This window comes from Bradyrhizobium sp. LTSP857, assembly GCF_000938285.1.
In the GTDB taxonomy this organism is placed as follows: Bacteria; Pseudomonadota; Alphaproteobacteria; order Rhizobiales; family Xanthobacteraceae; genus Bradyrhizobium.
On record NZ_JYMS01000030.1, the window covers coordinates 45399 to 71930 of the forward strand.

General features: G+C 65.0%; 24 protein-coding genes. 8 read left to right on the forward strand and 16 right to left on the reverse strand.

The window, feature by feature from the left end; all coding sequences use genetic code 11:
- Positions 1 to 202 precede the first annotated feature (202 nt).
- Positions 203 to 3118 (reverse strand): pyruvate, phosphate dikinase, encoded by a 2916-nt coding sequence (gene ppdK / locus UP06_RS20250; RefSeq protein WP_045005164.1) that lies wholly within the window; start codon positions 3116 to 3118, stop codon positions 203 to 205.
- Positions 3119 to 3213: 95 nt separating this feature from the next.
- Positions 3214 to 3369: a DUF3096 domain-containing protein gene (locus UP06_RS40075; protein ID WP_082081526.1), complete on the reverse strand. Its 156-nt coding sequence runs from the start codon at positions 3367 to 3369 to the stop codon at positions 3214 to 3216.
- Between the two features lie 221 nt (positions 3370 to 3590).
- Here UP06_RS40075 and UP06_RS20255 point away from each other — a divergent pair, with 221 nt between their 5' ends.
- The gene (locus UP06_RS20255; RefSeq protein WP_045005303.1) at positions 3591 to 3944 is read left to right on the forward strand and encodes a DUF1236 domain-containing protein; all 354 of its coding nucleotides are present in this window, start codon (positions 3591 to 3593) and stop codon (positions 3942 to 3944) included.
- A 170-nt stretch (positions 3945 to 4114) separates the two neighbouring features.
- Here the strand turns inward: UP06_RS20255 and glyS are convergent, their stop codons facing one another.
- The 6 genes from glyS to UP06_RS20285 form a co-directional block, all read right to left on the reverse strand.
- Positions 4115 to 6229 carry a glycine--tRNA ligase subunit beta gene (gene glyS, locus UP06_RS20260; RefSeq protein WP_045005166.1) on the reverse strand — a complete coding sequence of 705 codons (2115 nt, stop codon included), beginning with the start codon at positions 6227 to 6229 and terminating at the stop codon, positions 4115 to 4117.
- Entirely contained in the window at positions 6229 to 7164 is a 936-nt protein-coding gene (locus tag UP06_RS20265; protein WP_045005168.1) for a glycine--tRNA ligase subunit alpha, read from the reverse strand. The genes glyS and UP06_RS20265 overlap by 1 nt, the downstream gene beginning before the upstream one ends.
- Before the next feature lie 215 nt (positions 7165 to 7379).
- On the reverse strand, positions 7380 to 7568 hold the full coding sequence (locus UP06_RS20270) for a hypothetical protein (protein ID WP_045005170.1): 189 nt from the start codon (positions 7566 to 7568) through the stop codon (positions 7380 to 7382).
- Between the two features lie 118 nt (positions 7569 to 7686).
- The gene (locus tag UP06_RS20275) at positions 7687 to 8595 is read right to left on the reverse strand and encodes a S49 family peptidase (protein WP_045005172.1); all 909 of its coding nucleotides are present in this window, start codon (positions 8593 to 8595) and stop codon (positions 7687 to 7689) included.
- A 216-nt stretch (positions 8596 to 8811) separates the two neighbouring features.
- Positions 8812 to 9579 (reverse strand): tRNA1(Val) (adenine(37)-N6)-methyltransferase, encoded by a 768-nt coding sequence (locus UP06_RS20280; protein ID WP_045005174.1) that lies wholly within the window; start codon positions 9577 to 9579, stop codon positions 8812 to 8814.
- Positions 9572 to 9799: a putative signal transducing protein gene (locus UP06_RS20285; RefSeq protein WP_045005176.1), complete on the reverse strand. Its 228-nt coding sequence runs from the start codon at positions 9797 to 9799 to the stop codon at positions 9572 to 9574. The genes UP06_RS20280 and UP06_RS20285 overlap by 8 nt, the downstream gene beginning before the upstream one ends.
- 129 nt (positions 9800 to 9928) lie before the next feature.
- Here UP06_RS20285 and UP06_RS20290 point away from each other — a divergent pair, with 129 nt between their 5' ends.
- The 5 genes from UP06_RS20290 to UP06_RS20310 all read left to right on the forward strand — a co-directional run bounded on the left by UP06_RS20290 (position 9929) and on the right by UP06_RS20310 (position 14337).
- Positions 9929 to 10936 (forward strand): polyprenyl synthetase family protein, encoded by a 1008-nt coding sequence (locus UP06_RS20290; RefSeq protein ID WP_045005305.1) that lies wholly within the window; start codon positions 9929 to 9931, stop codon positions 10934 to 10936.
- 441 nt (positions 10937 to 11377) lie between these two features.
- Positions 11378 to 11893: a winged helix-turn-helix transcriptional regulator gene (locus tag UP06_RS20295; protein ID WP_045005177.1), complete on the forward strand. Its 516-nt coding sequence runs from the start codon at positions 11378 to 11380 to the stop codon at positions 11891 to 11893.
- 1 nt (position 11894) lies between these two features.
- Entirely contained in the window at positions 11895 to 13151 is a 1257-nt protein-coding gene (gene fabF, locus UP06_RS20300; RefSeq protein ID WP_045005179.1) for a beta-ketoacyl-ACP synthase II, read from the forward strand.
- Between the two features lie 61 nt (positions 13152 to 13212).
- Positions 13213 to 13845 carry a LysE family translocator gene (locus UP06_RS20305; RefSeq protein WP_045005180.1) on the forward strand — a complete coding sequence of 211 codons (633 nt, stop codon included), beginning with the start codon at positions 13213 to 13215 and terminating at the stop codon, positions 13843 to 13845.
- A 66-nt stretch (positions 13846 to 13911) separates the two neighbouring features.
- A complete protein-coding gene (locus UP06_RS20310; RefSeq protein ID WP_245305509.1) occupies positions 13912 to 14337 on the forward strand; it encodes a RidA family protein in 426 nt (141 codons plus the stop codon).
- A gap of 68 nt (positions 14338 to 14405) precedes the next feature.
- On the opposite strand, the gene UP06_RS20315 is transcribed toward UP06_RS20310, so the two are convergent.
- Positions 14406 to 14675 carry a hypothetical protein gene (locus tag UP06_RS20315; RefSeq protein ID WP_045005181.1) on the reverse strand — a complete coding sequence of 90 codons (270 nt, stop codon included), beginning with the start codon at positions 14673 to 14675 and terminating at the stop codon, positions 14406 to 14408.
- Between the two features lie 425 nt (positions 14676 to 15100).
- Here UP06_RS20315 and UP06_RS20320 point away from each other — a divergent pair, with 425 nt between their 5' ends.
- Positions 15101 to 15964 carry an alpha/beta fold hydrolase gene (locus UP06_RS20320; RefSeq protein WP_045005182.1) on the forward strand — a complete coding sequence of 288 codons (864 nt, stop codon included), beginning with the start codon at positions 15101 to 15103 and terminating at the stop codon, positions 15962 to 15964.
- A 109-nt stretch (positions 15965 to 16073) separates the two neighbouring features.
- Here the strand turns inward: UP06_RS20320 and UP06_RS20325 are convergent, their stop codons facing one another.
- From UP06_RS20325 to UP06_RS20335, 3 genes are all read right to left on the reverse strand, one after another.
- Entirely contained in the window at positions 16074 to 16958 is an 885-nt protein-coding gene (locus tag UP06_RS20325; RefSeq protein ID WP_045005183.1) for a 4-(cytidine 5'-diphospho)-2-C-methyl-D-erythritol kinase, read from the reverse strand.
- Positions 16959 to 16983: 25 nt separating this feature from the next.
- Positions 16984 to 18777: a tetratricopeptide repeat protein gene (locus UP06_RS20330; protein ID WP_045005184.1), complete on the reverse strand. Its 1794-nt coding sequence runs from the start codon at positions 18775 to 18777 to the stop codon at positions 16984 to 16986.
- Positions 18778 to 19062: 285 nt separating this feature from the next.
- The gene (locus UP06_RS20335; protein ID WP_045005186.1) at positions 19063 to 20724 is read right to left on the reverse strand and encodes an electron transfer flavoprotein-ubiquinone oxidoreductase; all 1662 of its coding nucleotides are present in this window, start codon (positions 20722 to 20724) and stop codon (positions 19063 to 19065) included.
- A gap of 137 nt (positions 20725 to 20861) precedes the next feature.
- Here UP06_RS20335 and UP06_RS20340 point away from each other — a divergent pair, with 137 nt between their 5' ends.
- Entirely contained in the window at positions 20862 to 21668 is an 807-nt protein-coding gene (locus UP06_RS20340) for a uracil-DNA glycosylase (RefSeq protein WP_045005187.1), read from the forward strand.
- A 107-nt stretch (positions 21669 to 21775) separates the two neighbouring features.
- Here UP06_RS20340 and UP06_RS20345 read toward each other — a convergent pair whose 3' ends face one another.
- The 4 genes from UP06_RS20345 to UP06_RS20360 form a co-directional block, all read right to left on the reverse strand.
- Positions 21776 to 23284: a glycosyltransferase family 39 protein gene (locus UP06_RS20345; RefSeq protein ID WP_045005191.1), complete on the reverse strand. Its 1509-nt coding sequence runs from the start codon at positions 23282 to 23284 to the stop codon at positions 21776 to 21778.
- 99 nt (positions 23285 to 23383) lie between these two features.
- A complete protein-coding gene (rnhB, locus tag UP06_RS20350; RefSeq protein ID WP_045005309.1) occupies positions 23384 to 24184 on the reverse strand; it encodes a ribonuclease HII in 801 nt (266 codons plus the stop codon).
- A 68-nt stretch (positions 24185 to 24252) separates the two neighbouring features.
- Entirely contained in the window at positions 24253 to 25416 is a 1164-nt protein-coding gene (locus tag UP06_RS20355) for a PA0069 family radical SAM protein (RefSeq protein ID WP_045005193.1), read from the reverse strand.
- Between the two features lie 181 nt (positions 25417 to 25597).
- A complete protein-coding gene (locus UP06_RS20360) occupies positions 25598 to 26437 on the reverse strand; it encodes an RMD1 family protein (protein ID WP_045005194.1) in 840 nt (279 codons plus the stop codon).
- Positions 26438 to 26532: the final 95 nt, after the last annotated feature.

A 26532-nucleotide genomic window follows, 5' to 3' on the forward strand; every position in this document is an offset into this window, starting at 1 on the left:
ATGCCCGCGAAGGCGGGCATCCAGTACGCCGCAGCCTCTCCGCTCAATCACTACCGCCTCGGCGTACTGGATCGCCCGGTCAAGCCGGGCGATGACAGCGAATGTGCGGTGATCGCAATGACCATGTGGAGACAGCATCGCTTCAAACAAAAAGAGGCGGGGCNCCCCGCCTCTTTCGCATCTCAATATTTCTAACCTGCCGTTACGCCTGGCTCGCCACAGCCTTGCCGAGCGCGGCCTGCGCGGCAGCGAGGCGGGCGATCGGGACGCGGTAGGGCGAGCACGACACGTAGTCGAGGCCGATATTGTGGCAGAACGCGACCGAGGCGGGATCGCCGCCGTGCTCGCCGCAAATGCCGACCTTGAGCGAAGGGCGCGTCTTGCGGCCGCGCGCGACGCCGATCTTGACGAGCTCGCCGACGCCTTCCTGATCGAGCGCGACGAAGGGATCGATCGGGAGGATGCCCTTGGACACGTAGGTCCCGAGGAAGCTCGCGGCGTCGTCGCGGCTGATGCCGTAGGTGGTCTGCGTCAGATCGTTGGTGCCGAAGGAGAAGAATTCGGCGCTCTCGGCAATTTCCGCAGCGAGGAGACAGGCGCGCGGCAGCTCGATCATGGTGCCGACCTGATAGGTGAGTTTTGTATTGGTGTCGCGCATCACGGCCCTCGCGGTGGAGTCGATTCGCGCCTTGACGAGATCGAGCTCCATCTTGGTAGCGATCAGCGGCACCATCACCTCGAGGCCGACGGCCTTGCCCGTGCGCTTCTCGGCTTCGACCGCAGCCTCAAAAATCGCACGCGCCTGCATCTCGGCGATCTCGGGGTACGCGATTGCGATACGGCAGCCGCGGAAGCCAAGCATCGGGTTGAACTCCGACAGCTCGCGCGCACGGTCGGCCAGACGCCGCGGATCGGTGTTCATGGCACGCGCCACTTCCTCGACCTCGGCATGGGTGTGCGGCAGGAACTCGTGCAGCGGCGGATCAAGCAGACGAATCGTGACGGGCAGGCCCTTCATGATCTCGAACAGCTCGACGAAATCGGCGCGCTGCATCGGCAACAGCTTGGCAAGCGCGGCACGGCGCGACTGCTCGTCCTCGGAGAGGATCATCTCGCGCACCGTGCGGATGCGCGTCTCCTCGAAGAACATGTGCTCGGTGCGGCAGAGACCGATGCCTTCCGCACCGAACTTGATCGCGGTGCGGGCATCTTCCGGCGTATCGCCATTGACGCGCACGCCGATTTTGCGGACCTGGTCGGCCCACTTCATCAGCGTGCCGAACTCGCCGGAGAGTTCAGGCTCGATCATCGGCATGCGGCCGGCCAGTACCTGGCCGAGCGAGCCGTCGATGGTGATGACGTCGCCGGCCTTGAAGGTGCGCGAGCCGATGCTCATGGTGCCGCGGCCGTAATCGACGCGGATGGTGCCGCAGCCGGAGACGCAGGGCTTGCCCATGCCGCGCGCGACCACGGCGGCGTGCGAGGTCATGCCGCCGCGCGTGGTCAGGATACCTTCAGCGGCGTGCATGCCGTGGATGTCTTCGGGGCTGGTCTCGATGCGGACCAGGATCACCTTGCGCCCATCGGCCTGAAGCTTGGCCGCCTCATCCGAGGAGAACACGATCTCGCCGGAGGCCGCACCGGGCGAGGCCGGCAGGCCGGTCGCGATCACGTCGCGCTTGGCGCCGGGGTCGATGGCCGGATGCAGCAGCTGGTCGAGCGAGGCGGGATCGATCCGCATCACCGCTTCCTTCTTGGTGATCAGGCCTTCATTGGCGAGCTCGACCGCGATCCGCAGCGCCGCTTTCGCCGTGCGCTTGCCGCCGCGGGTCTGGAGCATCCACAGCTTGCCCTGCTCGACCGTGAACTCCATGTCCTGCATGTCGCGGTAGTGCTTCTCGAGCAGCGTGTAGATCCGCGTCAGCTCCTGGTAGGCCTCCGGCATCGCCGCTTCCATCGAAGCCTTGTCGGAGCCCGATTCCTTGCGCGCCTCCTCGGTGATGTCCTGCGGCGTGCGGATGCCCGCTACCACGTCCTCGCCTTGCGCGTTGATCAGGAACTCGCCGTAGAGCTTGCTCTCGCCGGTCGAGGGATTGCGGGTGAAGGCAACGCCGGTCGCCGACGTCTCGCCCATGTTGCCGAACACCATGGCCTGCACGTTGACCGCGGTGCCCCAGGATTCCGGAATATCGTGCAGCTTGCGGTAGGTCACCGCGCGCGCATTCATCCAGGATGAAAACACCGCGCCAATCGCGCCCCAGAGCTGGTCGTGCGGGTCCTGCGGGAAATCCTTGCCGGTCTCGCGCGCGACCGCGTCCTTGTACTTGCCCACCAGTCCGACCCAGTCCTCAGCCGTGAGGTCCGTGTCGAGCGTGTAGCCCTGGCTGTCCTTGAAGGTGTCGAGGATTTCCTCGAAATGGTGATGCTCGAAGCCGAGCACCACGTCCGAGTACATGGTGATGAAGCGGCGATAGCTGTCATAGGCAAAGCGCCGGTCGCCCGACAGCTCCGACAGCGCTTCCACGGTGTCGTCGTTGAGGCCGAGATTGAGCACGGTGTCCATCATGCCCGGCATCGAGGCGCGGCCACCGGAGCGCACCGAGACCAGCAGCGGGTTCTTGGTGTCGCCGAAGATCTTGCCGGCCAACTTGCCGACATGGTCGAGCGCCTTCTCAACCTGCGACTGCAACTCCTTCGGATAGCTCTTATCGTGTGCGTAGAAGTAGGTGCAGACCGAGGTCGGGATGGTGAAGCCGGGAGGCACCGGCAGGCCGAGATTGGCCATTTCGGCGAGGTTGGCACCCTTGCCGCCGAGCAGGTCGCGCATCTCCGCTTTGCCCTCGGCCTTGCCGTCGCCGAACGTGAAGACCCACTTGCCGGCCTTGGCCGCAGCCGGTGCTGCCTTGGCAGGTGCGCTTTTGGCAGGCGCTACCTTTGCGGCAACCTTCGGCGCGAGAGGCTTGGTCGCGGCCTTCGCGGCGGGCTTCGCAGCCGGTTTGGCAACCGGCTTCGGGGCGCTCTTGGCAAGCGCCTTGCGGGCCGCCGGCGCCGCCTTCGCCTTGGTGGAAGACTTTGATTTCGCTGGGAGTTTCTTAGGCTTCGAGGCGGTTTTGGCCATAGCTTGCACACAACCTGCGAGAGGGACGGGAGTTGCGGGCCTTACACCACTTTGGGCAGGCCCGCGCAAGTCGAAGAGTTCCGGAAAATGAAGGCCTAGAGATGGAGCCACCTCAACAATCCGAGCCCGATCGCACCATTTATGATGAGAAAGATCGCGACGATCAGGTTGAGAAGGCGCGGCATGATCAGAATGAGCACACCCGCAATCAGCGACAGGATCGGCGAAATGTGGGCGATGGTGAGATGCATGAAGAGTCTTCCTGTGACGTGAGGCGAATCGCGGGCGGATCATAGCGGACCCGGTTCCGCGGGTAGAGACGCACTGGAGCCGCACGAGTTCCCCGCTTCGCGAAAACTGCCCGAAAATGCCGCGTATGCGGCAGGGGTTTTTCGGAACATCGCGCGCGGCGCAGCATTGGCAACCGGTCGCGCCACTGGCGCCGGCTGAAATCACTTCGAAGGAGTTGCCCATGCGGAACAGGATTCTCGCCCTCGCAGCGCTTGGCATCGCGCTCGGCACGCCGATTGCGGCGCAGGCGCAAACCGGGATCACGGTGGGCCGCGCGCCCGTCGTCGTCGACAGCGGCCCGACCATTGCGGTCGAACAGCGGCCCGCCTTCCGCGACTATGTCGTCGAGCAGCGTGTACCAGCCTTCAGCATTCCGGATCGCGTGGTGGTCGGGGCCACCTTACCCGAGGCCGGCGTCACCTATTATGACGTGCCGCAACGTTTCGGCGCCACGACCTATCGCTACACCGTCGTGAACGGCGAGACCGTGCTGGTCGAGCCGCGCTCGCGGCGCATCGTCGAGGTGGTCGACTAGCTTCTTGTTTGGACGCGTTTTCTTCACGCGAACCGGCACCCACTTCGCTTGAAAACGCTCTGCACAACTTGATGTCCGGCGCGTCACATCAGGCTGACGCGCATCGCGTAGTCGGACATCAGCCCCGCCCGGTCGTCCCCCCGCCGGGCGGGGCTTTTTTTGCGGAGCGATCAATCCTGGATCTTCGAGAAATCCGCGACCGCACGCGTGGCGCTGCGGATTTCGTTGAGGAGCTTCAGCCGATTTTCGCGCACCTTCGGGTCGTCGTCGTTGACGCGAACCTTTTCGAAGAACGCATCGACCGGCGGCCGCAGCTTTGCCATCGCGCTCATGGCAGCGGCAAAGTCTTCCTTGGCGACCGCAGCGCTGGCTTCCGTCGTCACTTCGCCGATCGCCTTCGCCAGCGCCTTCTCCTCGCTGAGGCCATAGAGCGCAGCATCCGGCGCGCCGTCGAACGTGCGCTTGTCCTTCTTCTCCTCGATGCCAAGGATGTTGCTCGCGCGCTTGATGCCGGCCAGCAGATTCTTGCCGTCGTCGGTTTCGAGGAATTTGCCCAGCGCCTCGACGCGGCGGACGATCATCAGCAGATCGTCCTGACCGCCGAGCGCGAACACGGCGTCGACGAGATCGTGACGTGCGCCCTGCTCGCGGAGCTGGACCTTGAGGCGATCGGCGAAGAAGGCGAGGAGAACGCTCGGAAGCTTGTTGGTATCGATGAGCGCATGCTTCGTACCAGTCTCAAGCAACCCGGCGATCGCAGACGCAGCTACCTTCATCAACGATAGCCGCAATGTGTTCTCGGCTATCAACCGGATCACGCCGAGCGCCGCGCGACGTAGCGCATATGGGTCCTTCGACCCCGTCGGCTTCTCGTCGATCGCCCAGAAGCCGACTAGCGTATCGATCTTGTCGGCAAGTGCGACCGCGACGCTCACCGGATCGGTCGGCACGCGATCCGCAGGGCCTTGCGGCTTGTAGTGCTCCTCGCAGGCCGCAGCGACGGAAGCATCCTCGCCCTGGGCCAGCGCGTAGTACTTGCCCATCAGGCCCTGCACTTCCGGGAATTCGCCGACGACTTCGGTCAGCAAATCCGCCTTTGCCAAATGCGCAGCGCGGGCCGTCTTGGCGACATCGGCGCCGACCAGCGGCGCGATCTCGGCGGCAAGACGCTCGATGCGCTGGATACGCTCCGCCTGTGTACCAAGCTTCTCGTGGAACACGATCTGCTCGAACTTCGGCAGACGATCCTGGAGCTTTGTCTTCAAGTCCGTCTCATAGAAGAACTTCGCATCGCTCAGCCGCGGGCGGATCACACGCTCGTTGCCGGCGACGATGGTCTTGCCACCATCGGGCGCCTCGATATTCGCGGTGAGCACGAATTTGTTGGTCAGCTTGCCCGTCTTGGAATCCCTGACCACAAAGCACTTCTGGTTGTTGCGGATGGTGGCACGGATCACCTCGTCCGGGATCGCGAGATATTCCTGTTCGAACGATCCCATCATGACGACGGGCCATTCGACCAGGCCCGAGACCTCGTCCAGCAGCACCTGGTCCTCGACCAGCTCAAGGCCTTGCGCGAATGCCAGCTCCTTGGCGTCGGCAAGGATGATGTCCTTGCGCGCCTGCGGATCGAGAATGACCTTTGCGGCCTTCAGCTTGGCCTCGTAATCCTCGAAGCGGCGCACGTTGATCGGAGCCGGCGCCATGAAACGATGGCCGTAGGTGGCTTGCCCGGTCTCGATGCCGTCGATTGCAAATTTCACGACGTCGGGTTCTTCGGTCTCGATGCCGAAGGTCGCGGTGATCGCGTGCAGCGGTCGCACCCAGTTGAGCGATCCCGGCTTTCCGGAGCGCGCGCCCCAGCGCATCGATTTCGGCCAGGGGAAAGTTCGGATGATCACCGGCAGGATCTCGGCGAGCACCTCGATCGCATCACGGCCGGGCTTCTCGATCAGCGCGATGTAGAAATCACCCTTCGGATCGCGCTGGATCTTGGCCTCATCCAGCGACTGCAAACCTGTCGCTTTCAGAAAACCCTGCACCGCCGCATCGGCCGCGCCGATTTTTGGGCCCCGGCGTTCGGTCTTCAGATCAGGCTGGCGCGCGGGAATGCCGTGCACGGTCAGCGCAAGGCGGCGCGGCGTCGCGAACGCTTTCGCGCCCTCGTAGACGAGACCTTCGGCGACGAGCTTGTCGGTGACCATGCGGCGCAGATCTTCAGCCGCCTTGGCCTGCATGCGCGCGGGGATTTCTTCCGAGAACAGTTCGAGCAACAATTCAGGCATCAGGCTGCTCCACCGGCTTCGGTGTGCACCCAGGCTTCGCCGCAGGCTTTGGCCAGTTCACGCACGCGCAAAATGTAGCTCTGCCGCTCCGTCACCGAGATCACGCCGCGCGCGTCGAGCAGGTTGAAGACGTGGCTCGCCTTGATGCACTGGTCGTAGGCCGGCAGCGCCATCAGATGAGCCTCGCGCTTGCCATCCTTCCACCCTGCGTCGAGATATTTCTTGCACGCCGCTTCCGCCATCTTGAACTGCTCGAACAGCATCGTTGTGTCGGCATATTCGAAATTGTGTCGCGAATATTCCTGCTCGGCCTGAAGGAAGACATCGCCGTAAGTGACCTTGGCGTCACCGTCGCGGCCGTTGAAATTAAGATCGTAGACGCGATCGACGCCCTGCACATACATCGCGAGACGCTCGAGCCCGTAGGTGAGCTCGCCCGCGACCGGCGCGCATTCGACACCCGCGACCTGCTGGAAGTACGTGAACTGCGACACCTCCATGCCATCGCACCAGCACTCCCAGCCCAGGCCCCAGGCGCCCAGCGTCGGGCTCTCCCAATCGTCCTCGACGAAGCGGATGTCGTGCACGGCGGAATCGATGCCGATCGCGGCGAGCGACTTCAGGTACAGCTCCTGAAGGTTCGGCGGCGACGGCTTCATGATCACCTGGAACTGGTAGTAGTGCTGCATCCGGTTCGGGTTCTCGCCGTAGCGGCCGTCCTTGGGCCGACGCGAGGGCTGCACATAGGCGGCGTTCCAGGGTTTTGGCCCGAGCGCGCGCAGCGTGGTCGCCGGATGGAAGGTGCCCGCGCCCATCTCCATGTCGTAGGGCTGCAGGATCACGCAGCCCTGCTCGGCCCAGAACCGCTGGAGCGCGAGGATAAAGCCCTGGAACGAGCGTTCCGGGCGCATATGGGCGGGCAATGAGGCGTCCATCGTCAGATCGGGCTCTCGCGGGGGGTTTTGAATCGCGCGGGACCGTATCGACGGCGGGGATGGGAATCAAGGCAAAGGGGCGGATTCGGGCTTACCGACTGCCGTAGGGTGGGCAAAGGCGCACTTGCGCCGTGCCCACCATCTTTCCGAAACTGCGAGGCCGGCGGTGGGCACGCTTCGCTTTGCCCGCCCTACGACAGCGGTTTGTGGAGCCGCTAACCCGGCCGGTAAGCTCCGGTCACGGGGTCCCGCTTCAGCGTCTGGATGTCCCCCATATGGGCGGCCTCGGCGACGCGCGAGAGGCGCATCTCCTCCAGCTCCTGGTTGATCCGGACAGCGGTCTTGTAGGCCCAGCGGACCACGGCAAGCCCGCCCAGGACGCCCGCGAATGCGACGATGGGCATCGGTCGTTCCTTGTTCACAATGCTCAGCCCCCACCCGCATTCTTGCGCAGACCGGGCCGCGCCGCAATTGGCTCGGCTTCAAGTCTCCTTGGGGCCAAATGGCGCGGCAGGGCTGCGCCTAGAACCCGAATTTTGCCCAAATCGCCCGCGTCTCGACCGCCGAGATCAGCTCGTCCGGCAGCCCGGCCATTGATTCCATGGCCGAAAGCTGGCCCGCGCCGGGCGATTTCCGTCCCAGAATGCCGGACAAGAGCCCGGTCGGCTGGGCGATCACAGGGGTGAGAACCTTCTCGCCATAGCGGGCACGAAGAGTTGAGCGGAGATCGCCGATGCCGTCGGCAAGTCCCAGCGCGATCGAGCTCTCGCCGGCCCAGTACTCACCAGTGAACAGGGTATCGTCGGCGCCCTTCAGCCGTGCGCCGCGGCTCTCCTTCACCAGCCCGATGAAGATCTGGTGGATCTCGCGCTGGAGCGCCTTCAGCTTCGCCACGTCATCCGGGTTTTCCGGGAGGAATGGATCGAGCATCGCCTTGTGCGCGCCGGCCGTGTAGAGGCGCCGCTCGATGCCAAGCCGCTTGATCGCCTCCTGGAAACCAAAACTGCCGCCGACCACGCCGATCGAGCCGAGGATCGAGGACGGGTCGCAAAAAATCTCGTCGCCGGCGCAGGCGATCATGTAGCCGCCGGAGGCCGCGACATCCTCGACGAACACCAACACCGGCAGCTTCTTCTCCGCCGCGAGCTGCTTGATGCGCAAGTATATCTGGCGCGACTGCACCGGCGAGCCGCCGGGCGAGTTGATGACGAGTGCCACGGCCTTGGCATTGCGGACCGAAAACGCCCGCTCCAGCACCCGCGCGACGCCCGCAAGCGACATGCCCGGGCGCAGTGGCGTCACCGCGCCGATCACACCGGACAGGCGCACCACGGGCACCACCGCTGTGCCGGGGCGGAAGCGCGCCGGCAGATATTGCATCAGCTTGTCGGCCAGGCCGGAACCTGCGCGATCGTTCAATTGTTCGGCCATGCCGTTACCTCTGATTAACCAATTCTTATCACGCGACTGTCATTGAAGTTGGCTGGAACGTGTTTTGCAAATTCCCCGTTGGGAAGCTGCAATAAGCCAGCGGAGGAAATGCCATGAAGATCTATCTGCTGTTGATGCTGATCGGTGCCCTTTTCGCGGCAATTCGCTTCACGTCCCCGCAAGAACAGCAGTCGGAATCGCTTCCGCAGTAAGCCGTCACGGCTCCGCCAGCTGCAAGACCGCCCTCCCCTCCAGAATATTCCTCACCTCTTTTTTAGGCACGCGTGACTCGTCGTTGAGCACAAGGCCCGGCAGTAATCGCGTCGGAGCTCGACCGCCTTTGACTGCACGCACCAGAACGCGGATCGCAGGCCGACCCGCCTCGCCATGAACCGGCAGGATCGACAGGCTGCCGAAGCCGCGTGACAGCGCTGCCAAAACCTCTGCTATCCCATCCGCACGCCAGATCAGCGTCAGCACACCGTTCGATCGGAGGATGCGCCGCGCTGCATGCACCCAGGCATGCAGGGTCTCCTCGGTTGCGACATGCGCGGTGTGACGCGCCTGATCCGGCGAGCCGCGATGCCGAGCGGGATCGTTGAAGGGCGGGTTCATCATCACGATGTCGACACCATCAGACACAAGCCCATGTGCCGCAAACGCCTGCGCATCGTCTGTGACGTCGAGCACAATCGCTTCCGCCGAAATCGCATTCGCCGCCGCGTTGGCGCGCGCGAGCGCGGCCAACTCCGGATCGATCTCGACCAGGCTCAGCTTGATCCCCGTCACGCGCCGGGCGAGCGCCAGCCCGGCCGTGCCGATGCCGGCGCCGAGATCGACGACACGGTCGCCTCCCCTGGCCTCTGTGGCCGCCGCAAGCAGAATGGCGTCGTGACCGGCGCGATGGCCGGACCGCTTCTGCTTCAACAGCAGCTGCCCGCCGAGAAAGGCGTCCTCGGTGATGTCTGCCGCAGCCTCAGTCATCGCCGCGCAGTTCGTGGCTGAGGCCGGCCTCGGTCAGCAGCTGCCGGGCCTCCAGGGCGTCGTCCTCGTGGACCAGGATCCGGCGCGGCAAAATGCCGAGCGAGCCCTCGATGATGCTCATGTTCTGGTCCAGCACCAGATGATGGATGTTCGCACCGTCGAGCAGCGCGCCGATCGCTGACACCAGCACGATATCGTTGGTCCGAACCAGTTCTTGCAAAACGAGCCTCCTGCCTGACGGGGGTGAGCGGCAAATGTCAATGGTTCCACAGGTCTTGCCGCATCCGCCTCCAGTTTCTATTGTCTTTGCATCAGAATAGCCCTTCCGGGGCAAATATTGGAGACCGGCTTGGCCGTCATCGTACCTTTCGAAACTCCCGGCGCGTCGATCGAAGAGCTGGTTGCCCTTGTCGCTCCGGACATGGAGCGCGTCAACGCCACGATCCTGTCGCGGACCGGCTCCGACGTGACCATGATCCCGGAGGTGGCCAACCATTTGATCTCCTCCGGGGGCAAGCGGCTGCGGCCGATGCTGACGCTGGCCATGGCCAACCTCGCCGGCTACACCGGCGACGGCCACATCAAGTTGGCTGCCAGCGTCGAGTTCATGCACACCGCGACGCTCCTGCACGACGACGTCGTCGACGAGAGCGAGATGCGCCGCGGCAAGCTGTCGGCGCGGATGCTCTGGGGCAATGAGGCGAGCGTGCTGGTCGGCGACTTCCTGCTCGGCCAGGCCTTCCGCATGATGGTCGAGGTCGGCTCGCTGCGCGCGCTCGACATCCTCTCCGCGGCCGCCGCCACCATCGCCGAGGGCGAGGTGATGCAACTTGCTGCCGCCAAGAACACCGCGACCACCGAGGACGAATATCTCGCCGTGATCCGCGGCAAGACCGCCGAACTTTTTGCGGCCGCCTGCGAAGTCGGGCCCGTGATCGCCAACCGCCCGAAGGCGGAGCAGACCGCCTGCCGCTCGGTCGGCATGAATCTCGGCATCGCCTTCCAGCTTGTCGACGACGTGCTCGACTATGGCGGCAAGAGCGCAAAACTCGGCAAGAACACCGGCGACGATTTCCGCGAGGGCAAGATCACGCTGCCGGTGGTGCTGGCCTTCCGCCGCGGCAACGACACCGAGCGCGCGTTCTGGATCCGGGCGCTCGAGCGCGGCGAGATCGGCGATACTGATCTCGACCACGCCCTCGGTCTGATGAACAAGCACCGCGCACTCGAGGACACGCTCAGCCGCGCCCAGCACTACGGCGCCATGGCGGTCGACGCGCTGGCGCTTTTCCCGTCCTCGCCGATGAAGAGCGCACTGGAGCAGGTCGTGGCGTTCTGTTTGGCGCGGTCGCATTAGGCGCGACGGCCTGACGCACTTATCGCTTCCGCACCGCTGTTAGCCCCGTCATCCTGAGGCGCGAGCCGCGCGATGCACGGCATCGCGCGGGGAGCCTCGAAGGATGAACGGCCGAGATACATCCGGGCCGGCGCCCTTCGAGGCTCGACAAGCGCCGCTATCGCGTCGCTCGCCTCGCACCTCAGGGTGACGGTGACAGGTATGAGCTCGCTGCATCAACACCATCATTGCGGGCGCCACCCACTCTCGTGTCCCGGACGCGCTGCAACGCCCCTTAGCGTTGCGGCACAGAGCCGGGACCCATCCAACACGCACAGTGCTCGGCAACTGGGCCCCGGCTCTGCAGCGCATCGCTGAAGAACCGCTGCGCCGCGTCCGGGGCACGAGAGTCGACAGCCCCAGTAACTTGTATTTTGCAAGCCACTACCCTACCTTCACGCCATGCAGCCCAAATCGCCATCCATCCTGGAATGCCCGGTTGGCCGCGCCGTGGAGACGGTCGGCGAATGGTGGAGCATCCTGATCCTGCGGGATGCGTTTCAGGGCTCCACGCGATTTGACGAGTTCGAGCGCAATCTCGGCATCGCGCCGAACATCCTGTCGCGGCGCCTGTCTCATCTCACCACCACTGGCATGTTCGTCCGCCGCCGCTACAACGAGCGGCCGCCGCGTTACGAATATGTGCTTACGGATAAGGCGCGCGACTTCTTCCCGGTGATCGCGACGCTGCTTGCCTGGGGTAACAAGCATCTCGCACCGAAGGGCGAAGCCATTCTGCTGGCGAACCGGGACGATCGTCGGCCGCTCGATCCGGTCGTGGTCGACGCTGCCGACCGACAACCAATCACGCTCGCTGATGCCGTCGTGATTGCAGGCCCCGGCGCCAGCCGCTTGATGCGCCGGCGGCTCGCTTTGCTTAGGGCTATGAACCCGGCCGTTGCGCCGGCTGGAGACTGACATGCGTCGTATTGTCGTGACGGGAATGGGCGCGGTGTCGCCGCTCGGCTGTGGTGTCGAACCATCGTGGCGCAGGCTGCTCGCGGGCCAGAGCGGGCTGCGCGCCCTGCCCGAATGGTCGCAGGCGCTGCCCGCGCGCATTGCCGGTCTCGTGCCCGACAAGGCCAACGACAAAGAAGGCGGCTTCGATCCGGCACAGGCCGCCGCGCCAAAAGATCAGCGCAAGATGGATCGCTTCATCCTGTTTGCGCTGCTCGCCGCAGCGGAAGCGATCGCGCAGGCCAAATGGACACCGCAGGATGCTGCGTCGCTGGAGCGGACCGCGACGATCATCGCCTCCGGCGTCGGCGGCTTCCCGGCGATGGTCGAAGCGGTGCGCATCACCGACCAGCGCGGCCCGCGCCGGCTGTCGCCATTCACCATCCCCTCGTTTCTCGCCAATCTCGCCGCCGGCCATGTCTCCATCAAATACGGCTACAGAGGACCGCTGGGGACGCCGGTCACGGCCTGCGCCGCAGGCGTCCAGGCCATCGGCGATGCCGCGCGCATGATCCGCGCCGGCGAAATCGACGCTGCGATCTGCGGCGGCAGTGAGGCCTGCATCGATCTCGTCAGTCTCGGCGGCTTCGCGGCGGCGCGCGCACTGTCGAGCGGGTTCAACGACGCGCGCGCCTCGCGCCCGTTCGATCGCGACCGCGACGGTTTTGTCATGGGCGAAGGCGCCGGCATTCTGGTGATCGAGGAGCTGGAGCATGCACTGGCACGCGGCGCCACGCCGATCGCCGAGGTTGTGGGATATGGCACCACCGCGGACGCCTATCACATGACGTCGGGTCCGCCGGATGGCGACGGCGCCCGCCGCGCGATGGAGATCGCACTTCGGCAGGCGCGCCTCGCACCCGGTGACTTGCAGCATCTGAATGCGCACGCGACGTCGACACCGGCCGGAGACGAGAGCGAGCTTGGCGCCATCGCCGCACTGTTCGGCCGCAACCGCAACATCGCGGTGAGCGCGACCAAATCGGCCACCGGCCATCTGCTTGGCGCCGCCGGAGGCCTGGAGGCGATCTTCACTGTGCTGGCCCTGCGCGACCAGATCGCTCCGCCGACGCTCAATTTTGAAAATCCCGATCCCGGTGCGGAAGGCATCGACATCGTCTCCGGCGCGGCGCGGCCGATGCCGATGCAGCACGCCATCTCCAACGGTTTTGGCTTCGGCGGCGTCAATGCCAGCGTGATCTTCCGCCGCATCGGCTAGGCGGCGGGACTTACTAGACGAGAAGACTTGCAATCGCGCCAGGCATCGCTACGACAACAGCATGAGCGAAACGAATTTCTGGCTGTTCCTGGCCGCCGCCCTCGTCATCGCCGCCATACCCGGCCCCGGCATCTTCTACGTCGCGGCGCGAACTCTGTCGGAAGGGCGCGCGAGCGGCTTTGCCTCCACCGCAGGCACGGCGCTGGGCGGGCTGGTTCATGTGCTAGCGGGGAGCGTCGGCATCTCCGCGATCATCCTTGCCAGTGCCGAGCTGTTCGCGGCCGTGAAGTTCATCGGCGCTCTCTATCTGGTCTGGCTCGGCATCCGCACCTTTCGCAGCGCCGGCCGCGGGCTGTCGCTCGAAAGCGAGCCCGTCGGCGACAAGCGTGCGTTCCGCGACGGCGTGTTGGTTGAGGCGCTGAATCCAAAAACCGCGGCGTTCTTCCTCGCCTTCATTCCGCAGTTCCTCGATCCGGCGGCACCGAACCCCACGCTGCAATTCATCGTGCTCGGCGCGATCTCGGTGACGCTGAACACACTCGCCGATGTCGTCGTGGTGCTGATGGCGTCCGCGACACGCACGCAGCTGATCGGAAGGCCGCGCCTGATGCAGCGCCTCACGCAAGGCTCAGGCGTCTTCATTACGGGCCTCGGCCTGTCGCTCGCTTTGGCACGACGGCCGGTGCAGAGCTAACGAGGCATGGCAGCTTAACTGGTGCGCCTGCGCCGTCTTCCATGTACATTCGAGAATGATCCTTGAATGAGGCCGGCCATGACATCACGGGTAGAAACGCTAACGCCGCCGAACACACCAAAGCCGATCGGTCCCTACAACCACATTGCCAAGGTCGGCGAACACATATGGATCGGCGGGACCGCGGGCGTCGATCCGGCGACAGGACAGCTGGCCGGCTCCGACGTCGCCGCCCAGACACGGCAAATCTTCAAATCGTTCGGAGTGATGTTGGAGGCGGTTGACTCCGACCTCAGTCACATCACTCACATCAACGTGTTTCTGCAGCGCATGTCGGACTTCGAGGCGATGAACGCAGCCTATGTCGAGGCCATGGGAGACCATCGACCCGCGCGCACGGTGTTTGCCGTTCAGGAGCTTCCGAAGCCCGGCGTCTTGCTGACCATGAACCTGACGGCTGTAACGCGACAGGCAACTCTGTCGGTGAGGTGATAGCACCGAAGCTCCCGCCAGCTCTGGGGCTCCAAAAGAGAAAGGGGCCGAAGCCCCTTTCTCAGATTTCACCACTGATGCCAGTGGTGCCAATGATGCCAGCCATAGCCGCCGCCCCAATGACGGTGCCAGCCATAACCACCCCAATAATGCGGGTGATAATAGCCGCCGCCGTCATAGTGGCGGTGCCAGCAATGGCCCCATTCATTGCAGATATAGCCGGACGGAACGACGCCCGACGCACCGGGGACGTCGATCGGCTGAGCCGATGCGGCCCCGCTGGACAAGGCGACGCCGCCAAGTGCGGCGAGGCCAACAAACGCGGAAACAAGTTTCATGATTTCACCTCCTAACATCGGTTGGAGGCGGTGAACGACGAACGCGTTCGGTGCGTTACGAAGGTTTAACGCCGATGAACAAGCTGTCCAACTTGTCATGACTTGCCGAGATGTAACGCGCGCGGCTCGAACGAAGCATCGCCAAGAGCCCACCCATTGATGTTGCGATGGAGGGTTCGATGAAGATGATGTCCTGGTCGCGTTACCACCTTCTGCCAAAGTCGTTGTCGCGGGCCATGCGCCGCTGTCGCGCTGCCAAGATGCGCAAGACCCGGCGACGCGGACGCACCACGCAGCGGCCGGCCTCTCGCACCGGCCCGGCGCCAAAGCACGCATGACCGCGCCATTGCTTGTGGAATGGCCGGCGGCAGGCTACTCCGATGTCATCGTTGTCTTGACCGCCCACCGAAGAGGATCGCGATCCGATGCTCGTGCCGCAAAGTCGCACCTACGAGTCTCACGGCCTGCGGCTGCATTATGCCGACTGGGGCAACGCGGGCGCGCCGGTCCTCATCCTGGTCCATGGCGGTCGCGATCATTGCCGGAGCTGGGACGTCCTCGCCCGATCGTTGCAACCACATTTTCACGTGCTGGCGCCTGACCTGCGCGGACACGGCGATTCCGATTGGACCAAAGGCGGCAGCTATGCACTAACGGAATATGTCTACGATCTCGCCCAGCTCGTCCGCGCCACGGCGGCGCCAGAGATCAGACTCATCGGCCATTCGATGGGCGGGATGGTGAGCCTGATCTATTCAGGGTCATTCCCCGAGCAGGTGTCACGGTTGGTGGTGCTCGACGGTGTGACCATGCTGCCCGATACGCCAAAGCCCCCGGCGCATGAGCGCATCAGCAAATGGATCGGCCAGCTCGACAAGCTGCATGGCCGGACACCGCGCCGCTATCGCACCATCGAGGACGCGGCCGCGCAGATGGTGCTTTACAACAAGCGACTGTCCCGCGAGCTCTCTCTGCATCTTGCGACGCATGGGACACGGCAAAACGAGGATGGCACCTATAGCTGGAAGTTCGATCCCTACCAGCGCGCCTCCGCACCGCACCGGCTCTGGCCGGATGATCACGTCGCACTGTGGTCGCGCATCGCCTGTCCGACGCTGCTGCTCAATGCCGGCGAAAGCTTTCTCGCCGGCCCCAAGGCAGCAGGCCTGGAACGCTATTTCCCGCAGGCGCGCGTCGAGACAATCGCCGGCGCCGGACACTGGCTGCAGCATGACAAGCCGCAAGAGGTGTTAAGTGCGATCCGGCGGTTTCTCGGGCTGGGAGGCTAGCTCAGACTCGTAGCCCGCATGAGCGCAGCGACATGCGGGAAGCCGCAAGGAAGAATCCCGGATGTCGCTGCGCTCATCCGGGCTACGCAACAATGATTGGGAGACTACGCTAGCTCAACGTCCCCGCATGCACCCACCAGCCGGGGTGATCCCTGCGGATCTTCTCGGCAGCGGCATGCGCATCATTGGACGCGCCGAAGATCGCAAAACAGGTCGCGCCCGAGCCGGACATCCGCGCGAGCTTGACGCCGGCGGAATCGCGCAAGGCCTCCAGCACATCGCCGATCACCGGCTCGATGCGCATTGCGGGGGCTTCGAGATCGTTGGGGACGGTCTCAAGAATCTCAACCCAATCGGCAATGGAAGCGCCCTCCTCCGGCCAGGCCGTCGCTTCGAGGACGTCGGTTGCGCCAACCAAGAGCTCACCATTGCGCAGGCCGAGCGCCTTGAACACGTCCTTGGTCGCGACCGGCACGCGCGGATTGACCATGACGCAAGGCATGCTCGGCAGCGCCAGCGGCAACAGCTGCTCGCCGACCCCGGTCATGTCGCAGGCGCGCGAGAACAGACACACCGGCACGTCGGCACCGGTCGCGAGCGCGACCTGCTGGAGGCGGGGATCATCGAGCGACAGGTTATTGAGATTTGCAAGCAGCCGCAGCGCAGCCGCCGCATCAGCTGAGCCACCACCGATACCGGCTGCAACCGGCAGCACCTTGTCGAGCGCGAAGGCACCCAGTTTCAGGTTCGGCACGGCCTCGGCTAAAAGCTTGGCGGCCTTGAACACGAGATTGTCGGTGGTGTCGCCACAGGCCGCCGCGAGCGGCCCCGTGGTCGCAAGCTTCAGCTCGCCACCCGGCTCCAGCGTGAGCCGGTCGGCGCAATCGGCGAACGCAACCACGCTTTCGAGATCATGATAGCCGTCGGCACGACGACCGACCACGCGAAGGCTCAAATTGACCTTCGCGCGCCCCTCTTCAATCAACGCCGGCATTGGCGATCAGCCCCCACACGCACTCTTAACCGCCCTTGCCGTCGTCCTTCTTCTCGGCCTGCGCCGCGGGCGCATTCGAATTGTCGTCTGTGATGCCGTTGGTGATCTTGGCCTCGATCTTCGGCAGGTCGTCCGGCTCGGGCTTGAGATCGCGGGCATGCGCCCACTGGAATTTGGCTTCCAGCGTGCGGCCGACGCGCCAATAGGCATCGCCGAGATGGTCGTTGATGGTGGGATCCTCGGGCTTCAGGTCGATGGCGCGCTCGAGGTTCTTCACCGCTTCCTCGTAATTGCCGATGCGGTAATAGGCCCAGCCGAGGGAGTCGACGATGTAGCCGTCGTCGGGACGCTGCTCGACGGCGCGCTTGATCATCTTCATGCCGTCGTCGAGGTTCACGCCCTGGTCGATCCAGGAATAGCCGAGATAGTTGAGGACGTGCGGCTGGTCGGGCTGGAGCTCGAGCGCCTTCTTCATGTCGGCTTCGGCCTTGCCCCACTGCTTGGAGCGCTCCTCGCAGATGCCGCGATAATAGTACCAGACGCTGTTGGCCTTGTCGCTGCCGGCCGGCAGCACGTCGATGCCTTGCGAGTAGGTCGCGCCGCAGTCGCCGAACTTCTTGCGGCCGCGCTCGAGATTGCCGAGCGCCATGATGGCTTCGAGATCCTTGGAGTCTTCGCTCACCACGCCCTTGAGGATCTTGATCGCCTCGTCGGTGCGGTCGGCGGAATCGAGATCGACGGCAAGCTGGATCTGCGCGTTGCGCTTCAACGGCGACGACGCCGGCACGCGCTCATAGACCTTGATCGCCATCTGCGGCCGCTTCACCGATTCATAGAGGTCGGCGAGCGAGAGCAGCGCCAGCGGATGCGTCGGCTGGAGATAGAGCGAGAGCTGGAGATAGACCAGCGCAAGATCCTCGCCGCCGCGACGGGTCAGCGTGGCGCCGATGCCGTAGAGCGCTTCGGCCGCGCCCGCTTGCGCGGAATCAACCAGCGGCGGCATCTTCTTGCCGGCCTTGGTCTCGCGCAGGCCTTCCACGATCAACGGATGGCGCGCGAGCTTCTTGTCGAAGGCCTCATAAACGGCGGTTGCCGAGGCCGCGTCCTTGTTGCGCGACAGCCAGCGGCCATAGGCCTCGGTGATGCGCAGCATGGAATCGTCGAGCTTGTAGGCGCGCTCGAAGCGGGTGCCGGCGTCCTTCTCCTTGCCGGAGAGCTCGAGGATCATGCCGGCGTGGAGGTCCTTGAACAGCGGATACCATTCCGGACCCGCCAGCTTGTCGATGGTGGCGACCGCACTCTTGGCGTCACCGGCGCCGTAGGCAGCCCAGCCCGACAGCAGGGTTGCGACCAGATCGGTGATCGGTCCGCGAATCGACTGATTGATGTTGCTTTGCGCGCTCGGATATTTCTTCAGCTTCAGGTCATGCACGCCGACGACGAGGCGGGCGACGCGGTTGGTCTTGTCGATGGTGAGGATGCGCTCGGCGAGCTTGACCGCTTCATCGATGTCGCCATCGGCGACCGAGGAGATGAAGGCGCGGTCGAGCAGCTCGTTGTTCTTGGGATCGGTACGCAGCGCGGAGCGGTAGAAGGCGGCGGCGGAGGCGGCGTCGCGCTCGACGCTGGCGTGGCGAGCGGCGAGATAGCTGCCGGACGTGGTCAGCGCCTTCAGATCGTTGCGGTTCGGAAACTGCGCCGCCGTGTCGGCCGGATGATCCGGCGTCTGCGCCTGGACCCCGCCGGGGACCGTCGCGATCGCTGTGCCCATGAGGGCGATGGCGGCAACAGTCCAGCGGTTGAAACGATTTGAAAACATCAGCGCTCGCCTTGGGTTGGTAGTGCCTGGGTATGGAGCAAAAGGCCGTCTCGCATGCAAACGCGGCCGTCGACATCGGGACCCGGAACCGTCAGGGCCGGACAATGCCGCTTTTGGCGCTTCACCGCAAGGATTCGGACCATGCGGTCCCCTCCGCGCGCCCCAAACCGGCCATAGGCGCCCCAAGACGCTGCTAGTATGGCCTTATCGTGACCGCGGCCCCCGGCCCCGCCCCGGTCCTCACGCGAACGTGCGCACCATCACCTTTCGTGACTTGGCCCGCCCTCACATCGCCTCGTAATTCGGGCCGCCGCCGCCCTCCGGCGGAACCCAGGTGATGTTACCGTTGGGGTCCTTCACGTCGCAGGTTTTGCAGTGGACGCAGTTCTGGGCGTTGATCTGGTAGCGCGGGCTCGCGCCCTCCTCGACCCACTCATAGACGCCGGCCGGGCAATAGCGATTCGAGGGACCGGCGAAAACATCATGCTCGGACATCTTCTGGAGGTTCATGTCGGCAACCCGAAGATGGACCGGCTGGTCCTCCTCATGATTGGTGTTGGACATGAACACCGAGGACAGCTTGTCGAACGAGATCTTGCCGTCCGGCTTGGGGTAATTCTTGGGCGCATGCTGCTTCGCCGGATCGAGCGTGGAGCGATCGGGCTTGGCATGTGACTGCGTGCCGAACAGCGAGCCGCCGAACAGCGTGTTGCACCACATGTCGAAGCCGCCGAGCGCGACGCCGATCACGGTGCCGAACTTCGACCACAACGGCTTGACGTTGCGGACCAGGAACAAATCCTTGCCGACCGGCGACGAACGCCACGCGTTCTCGTAGTCGACGATCTCGTCATTGGCGCGCTCGGCAGCGATCGCAGCCGCGACATGCTCGGCGGCGAGCATGCCGGTGCCCATCGCGTTGTGCACGCCCTTGATGCGCGGCACGTTGACGAAGCCGGCCGCGCAGCCGATCAGCGCGCCGCCGGGGAAGCTAAGTTTTGGCACCGATTGGTAGCCGCCCTCGGTGATGGCGCGCGCGCCATAGGCGAGCCGCTTGGCACCTTCGAAGGTAGAGCGGATCGACGGATGGGTCTTGAAGCGCTGGAACTCGTCGAACGGCGACAGATAGGGATCGTCGTAGTTCAGATGCACGACGAAGCCCACGGCGACGAGGTTGTCGTCGTAATGATAGAGGAACGAACCACCACCGGTCTTCAGGTCGAGCGGCCAGCCGAAGGAATGCTGGATCATGCCCTTCTGATGCTTGGCGGGGTCGATCTGCCAGACTTCCTTCAGCCCGATGCCGAACTTTGCCGGCTCGCTCTTGGAATCCAGCGCGAACTTCGCGATCAGCTGCTTGGTCAGGCTGCCGCGCGCGCCTTCGGCGAACAGCGTGTACTTGCCGAGCAATTCCATGCCACGGGTAAAGGAGTCCTTCGGCTTGCCGTCACGGCCGATGCCCATGTCGCCGGTGGCTATGCCCTTCACCGCGCCCTGCTCGTCATAGAGCACTTCCGCCGCGGCAAAGCCCGGATAGATCTCGACGCCGAGCGCCTCGGCCTTGCGCGCCAGCCAGCGGCAGACATTGCCGAGCGAGCCGATATAGCAGTGATGGTTGTCCATCAGCGGCGGCATCATGAAGTTCGGCAGCTTGATCGCGCCGCCGCCTGTCATCCAGTAGAAGCGGTCGTCCTTAACCTGCGTCTTCAGCGGGCAGTCGGAATCCTCGCGCCAGTCGGGAACGAGCTTGTCGAGCCCGGCAGGATCAATCACGGCGCCGGAGAGAATATGCGCGCCGACCTCGGAGCCCTTCTCCACCACGACGACGTTGAGATCGGCGTTGATCTGCTTCAGCCGGATCGCAGCCGCCAGGCCCGAGGGGCCGGCGCCGACGATGACGACGTCGAATTCCATGGATTCGCGCGGGGGAAGTTCTTCGGTGCTCATCTGATCTCAGCCCTTGAGACGGTTCCTTGGTCGTTTGCGCTCCCTTGTTTCCGATTTTTCCGGGTAGGACAACCACGGAAATACGTTTCGCTGGGATACAAGGCGCCCGAAACTGATATAAAGGCATGACTTTCCAAATGACCCCCGAACCCGCACCCACCGTCCGAGAGCTGCTCGCCTTCTATTTGGAGGCCGGGGTCGACTGCGCGCTCGCGGAGGAACCGATAGACCGCCTGGCGGAAGTCGATGCCCCGCCGCCGGCTCCGCGTGCGGCACCGCCAGTCGAAGCACCGCGACCGGTCGCAGCCCCCGCCGTGATCCGCGGCGAGGCTGCGCCCGCGCCCGACATTGCGATCGCGTCGGCGCGCGAGGCCGCGCGCACCGCGCCGACGCTGGAGGCCTTGCGCGAGTTGATGCAAGGCTTCGAGGGCTGCGCACTGAAGCACACGGCGACGCGGCTGGTGTTCGCCGACGGCAATCCGCAGGCGCGCATCATGTTCGTCGGCGAAGCCCCGGGCCGCGACGAGGACATCGAAGGGCTTCCCTTCGTCGGGCGCAGCGGCAAGCTGCTCGACCTCATGATCGGCGCGATCGGGCTCAATCGCACCACCGCCTACATCGCCAATGTGATTCCGTGGCGGCCGCCCGGCAACCGCACGCCGACGCCGCAGGAGACGCAGATCTGCCTGCCCTTCATCCAGCGCCAGATCGAGCTGGCGAATCCCGACGTGCTGGTGACGCTCGGCAATCCCTCGACGCAGACATTGCTCTCGACCCGCGAAGGCATCATGCGCACCCGCGGGCGCTGGTTCGACTACGAGACGGGCCAACGCACCATTCGCGCACTGGCGACGTTCCACCCGGCCTATCTGTTGCGCTCGCCGTCCTACAAGCGTCTGGCCTGGCAGGATCTGCGCGCGATCGCGAAGGTGCTGGCGGGATAGTCCTCTTGTAGGGTGGGCAAAGGCGCTCTTGCGCCGTGCCCACCATCTCGCCGCATTCGTAGACGCGTGGTGGGCACGCTTCGCTTTGCCCACCCTTGTATGTCCGACTAAGTCCCCTTCGGCCGCACGATGGCCCAGCCGATGCGCAGCAATTGCTGGCGGCCGGTCACAAGCCATTCGAAGGCGCGCGGCACTTCCGGCACGATGTCCGGGAAGCGCCTGAGGATTTCGGGCGGCGGCGTGCCGGCAGTATCGGAGGCGCGCCAGACCACGACGCCGCCAGTCTCGGCGAACCGCGCCGTCGTCATCCACGGCGTGCGCGCGGGCTCGGCATCGATGAACAGGTGGGGCCGGCCGGAATGCAGCGTGATCAGGCTTGCAAGCTGCGTCTCGCCGGCGACCGCGCGCAGGCGGTGATTGGTGCGGCGGGCAAAGCTGTCGTCGAAGAAGTCCGAGATCGCGCGCGCCGGCATCGAGGTCGCGATCTCGCCGGTGCCGCTCCAGGGCAGGAACAGCACGGCCAGCACGACACCGGCGGCCGGCGCCACGACGGCGGCCGCCCACACCGTGCGCAGCATCCGGGCACGGCGCATCGCGATGAGATCGCCGGCCACCACGACCATTGCGAGACCGGACATCACCAGCACGACGCCGGCACCACCGACGACGGCATCGAGCCCGAACAGGCCGGAGATCAGGACCGCGCCGAGGGCCGGCGCCAGCGCAAAGAAGTAGACGAAGTTGCGCGCGAGCGGCTCGACCGGCGGCCGATAGATGATCGGCGCCTCCTCGGTCTTGCCGGCAAACAGGCCGGTGTTGAGGAATGTCAGCACCGGGATCGCCGCCGCGCCGAGCACGAGGCCACCAAGCAGCCAGGCCGCGTGCAGCGCGCGGGCGTTCAGCTCGGAGACCTGCGGCACGGGAGGCAGGACCAGCGTCTCGGCACGCATCAGCCAGACCGCATAGGGCATTGCCAGCACGGCAACGACGATGATCGCGAACAGCGGATCGAGCGCACGCAGCGTGCGGCGGCCGCCGGCAGTCGAGATCGCGAAGATCACGAGCAGCACGAGGAGGAAGATCGCCGCGGGCGTGGTCAACAGCAGCAGGCCGGCCTCGATCGACCAGGCGAACCAGGCATTGCCGCGGCGCTGGCCGATGATCTGCCAGGAATGCAACAGCAGCAGCGTCCAGAGCGGCCGTGCCAGCACCAGGGGGCCGAAATCGAGCGCCGGCGAGGAGAAGGCCAGCACCGTCATGGTCAGCAGCACGGCGAGCACCGCCTGTTGGGTGCCGACCACGGCGCGGGAGAGATGATAGAGCGTGACGAAGGTGGCGATCTCGCAGAGCTCGGCCAGGACGTAGACGCCGAAGATGTGGCCGCCCGCGGCGCGATAGGCGATGTCGGCAAGCCAGACCGGCAAAGGCGGGCCGAGATCGGTGCCGACCTGGTATTCGCGGCCGAAGGCCAGCACGGTCGCGAGGCTGCCGGGCGGGCTGCGGTAGAACAGCAGGGCCACGAACAGCCACATCGCGGCCTGCAACAGCACGGCGATCCACACGATCAGCCGCGGCCGGGCGCGAATGAGCTCGATGACCAGGGAGGTAAACCGCATGCAACGCCCGCAAGATGCAGCCAACCCGTCCAGCCGGCCCTATTCACTCAGGAGTATTTTGATAAAGGGCGCTGCGCGTCGTGGCAACGACAGTCTGATCTAGAGGCTGGCGGAAGCATCGATTTCAACGGCCGCATCCACCTGCAACTCGACCTCGCCTGTAAACAGATCCCGCGCCGGCTCCGCCGTCCAGGGCATGTGCTTGGCACGGGCGGCGGCGACGGGGGCGAAGAAGCTGCGGTGATGCACGGTGGGGCCGAGGCGGTTCAGCGCATCGAGGTGGTCCGGGACGCCATAGCCCTTGTGCTGCTCGAAACCGTAGCCGGGGCAGTCCTGCGCCAGCGCGCACATCAGCCGGTCGCGCGTCACCTTCGCGATGATCGAGGCCGCCGCAATCGACAGCACGATGCCATCGCCGCCGATCACGGCCTCGCAGTCGCACGCCGTATCGAGCCGGTCGCGGCCATCGACAAAGACGTGCCTGGGCGACTCGGGCAGTGCCACCACGGCACGCTTCAGCGCCCAGAGCGAGGCGCGCAGGATGTTGTCGCGGTCGATGCGGGCGCGCGAGGCAACGGCGACCGAGACTTGCGCGGTCGCGCAGATCTTGTCGAACAGCCTTTCACGTTCCTCCGCCGTCAGCCGCTTGGAATCATCGATGCCGCGCGGAATGCGATCGGGATCGAGGATCACGGCCGCCGCCACCACGGGACCGGCGAGCGGCCCGCGTCCGGCCTCGTCGCAGCCTGCGACCGGCCAGATGCCGCGCTTGATCAGCCCCCGCTCGCGGCGGAAGCTCGGCCGGGTGACGGCGATGACGCCTTTGGCCGCCTTCGGCGCCTGCGCGGTCTTACCCTTGGCCCGCCCCTTGGCCTTCTTTGTGGATGTATCCCGAATCATGGCCGGGATCGTGCGCAAGCAGACCGCGCGGCGCAACGGGGAACCCGCAGCAATTCCCGTTATTCAGCTCAGAACAGGCTGAGCTGATCGCCGTCCCGCTTCGGCCTCGCAAAATGATCCGTCGTCAGCTTGGAGCGCCGCTTGTTCAAACCGAGCCGGTCGCAGGCGATCTCGAAGCGGCGGCCGATGGTCCAGGCCATCGGGCCTGTGCCCTTCATGCGCTCGCCCCATTTCGCGTCGTAATCGCGGCCGCCGCGCATGTCGCGGATCAGCGTGAAGACGTGGCGATAGCGGTCCGGATAGTTCGCCATCAGCCATTCGCGGAAGAGATCGCGCACCTCCAGCGGCAGCCGCAGCAGCACGTAGGAGGCTTCCTTGACGCCGGCATGGGCCGCGGCATCGAGAATACGCTCCATCTCGGAATCGTTCAGCGCAGGGATCACCGGCGCGACCATCACGGTGGTGGGAATGCCGGCGTCCGAGAGCTGCTTCAGCGCCTCCAGCCGCTTCGGCGGCGTCGAGGCGCGCGGCTCCATGGTGCGCGCGAGTTTTGGATCGAGCGAGGTCACGGAGATCCCGACCTTGGCGAGGTTGCGCTTGGCCATGCGCGCGAGAATGTCGATGTCGCGGGTCACCAGCGCCGATTTGGTGACGATGCCGACGGGATGGCCGGCGCGTTCCAGCACCTCCAGAATGCCGCGCATGATTTTGCGCTCGCGCTCGATCGGCTGATAGGGATCGGTATTGGTGCCGATCGCGATCATTCGCGGCTCGTAGCCTGAAGCTGCGAGCTCCTTCTCGAGCAGCGCCGGCGCGTCCGGCTTGACGAACAGTTTTGACTCGAAGTCGAGCCCAGGCGACAGGCCGAGATAGGCGTGGGTCGGCCGTGCGAAGCAATAGACGCAACCGTGCTCACAGCCACGATAGGGATTGATCGAGCGGTCGAAGCCGATGTCGGGGGACTCGTTGCGGGTGATCACCTTGCGCGAGGTGTCGACCGCAACCGTGGTCTTGAACGGCGGCAGCTCCTCAAGGCTCTGCCAGCCATCGTCGAAGGCGACGCGCGCCTCGGCCTCGTAACGGCCGCTGGCGTTGGATTGCGCGCCCCGACCTCGCCTGCGCTGTTTGTCGATGGCGACCGCCAGCTCAGGGAAATCAGAAGGCGCACCCGCCGGCTCGGAGGGCGCCGTGACCGGCGGGTGCTTGAGAGCATGAGAGGATGCTGGACTCATGAAGCCAAGATAGCATGTGATCAGAACAAATCAAGAACAAGAATGAAAAACTCGAAAACAACCCCATGCACAGTAGAACTGCCAGTTGGCGACGATCCCGGTGAACGTCCCCAGGCGCATGACAAATCAACAACAATCGGGCGCCGCGCGCAGCGAACGCGATCCTCTCGATGCAACGCGCTCAGTGAATCCCGGCAAAGATCTGGATGCACCCGATCGCGACCTCGATCACGATCAGCACCACCACCGCAATTTCGAGACGCAGCGAGCGCTGGGTGTCGATGATGTCGGTCAGGGCGTTGGCGGTCGCCGACACCGCCGTGAGCTTGCGCTCGAGCGTGTCGAGACGTTCCTTCAGCTCGTACTCGTCTTCGAGACGGCCGTAGAGCCGGTCGAGCTCGGGCTTCTCCCAGAGCACGTCGGGTTTCTCGGCAACGGCAACGCGACCGGCCACGCGCTGCTGGACCAGAAGCGCATTGCCGATCAGTTGCAAAATACCCTTGCGCCGGGGCGGCGTACGGCCGCGCTCGGCGAGCTGGCGCGCAAAGGGCTCGATGACGTCGAACACGGCCGCAACGCGCCGCTCGTCGCGCGCCAGCGACGTGCTCTTGGCGAGCGCGTCGGCAATCAGCAGCAGCCTGTCGTCAGAGAATTTGGCGAGGCAGATCGGGCCGCCCGGCGGAATCGCTTCGGCGCTCTCGTCCTTGCAGAGCTGCGCCTGCGCGATCTCCTCCTCATAGGGGCTGAGTTCGCCAATCACGCGGGACTTCAGGCTGTCGATCAGCACCTTCTCCTCCGAAGGGAGAAGGCCGATCAGCACCACGACGCCGTAGCGGAAGATCACGGCGAGGCCGGCATGGACGCGAAAGGCGGCGGGCGTCGAGGAAACCGGCGGACCGATTTCGAGCCCCGACGGATTGATGCGCTCGCCCAGCATCACGGCGCGGATCCGCAAGGTCGGCGCGGCGTCCTGCTTCGGCGATGTTGACGCTGTGCCAACAGGAAGTTGATCGGCGTTCACGCGAGTATCCTGCTTTGCGCCACCGGCTTTCTACGGACTCTGCACCGGTGCCGAAACATTTGGCAATCTTGCCACCCCGCGCGCGACACATTTGG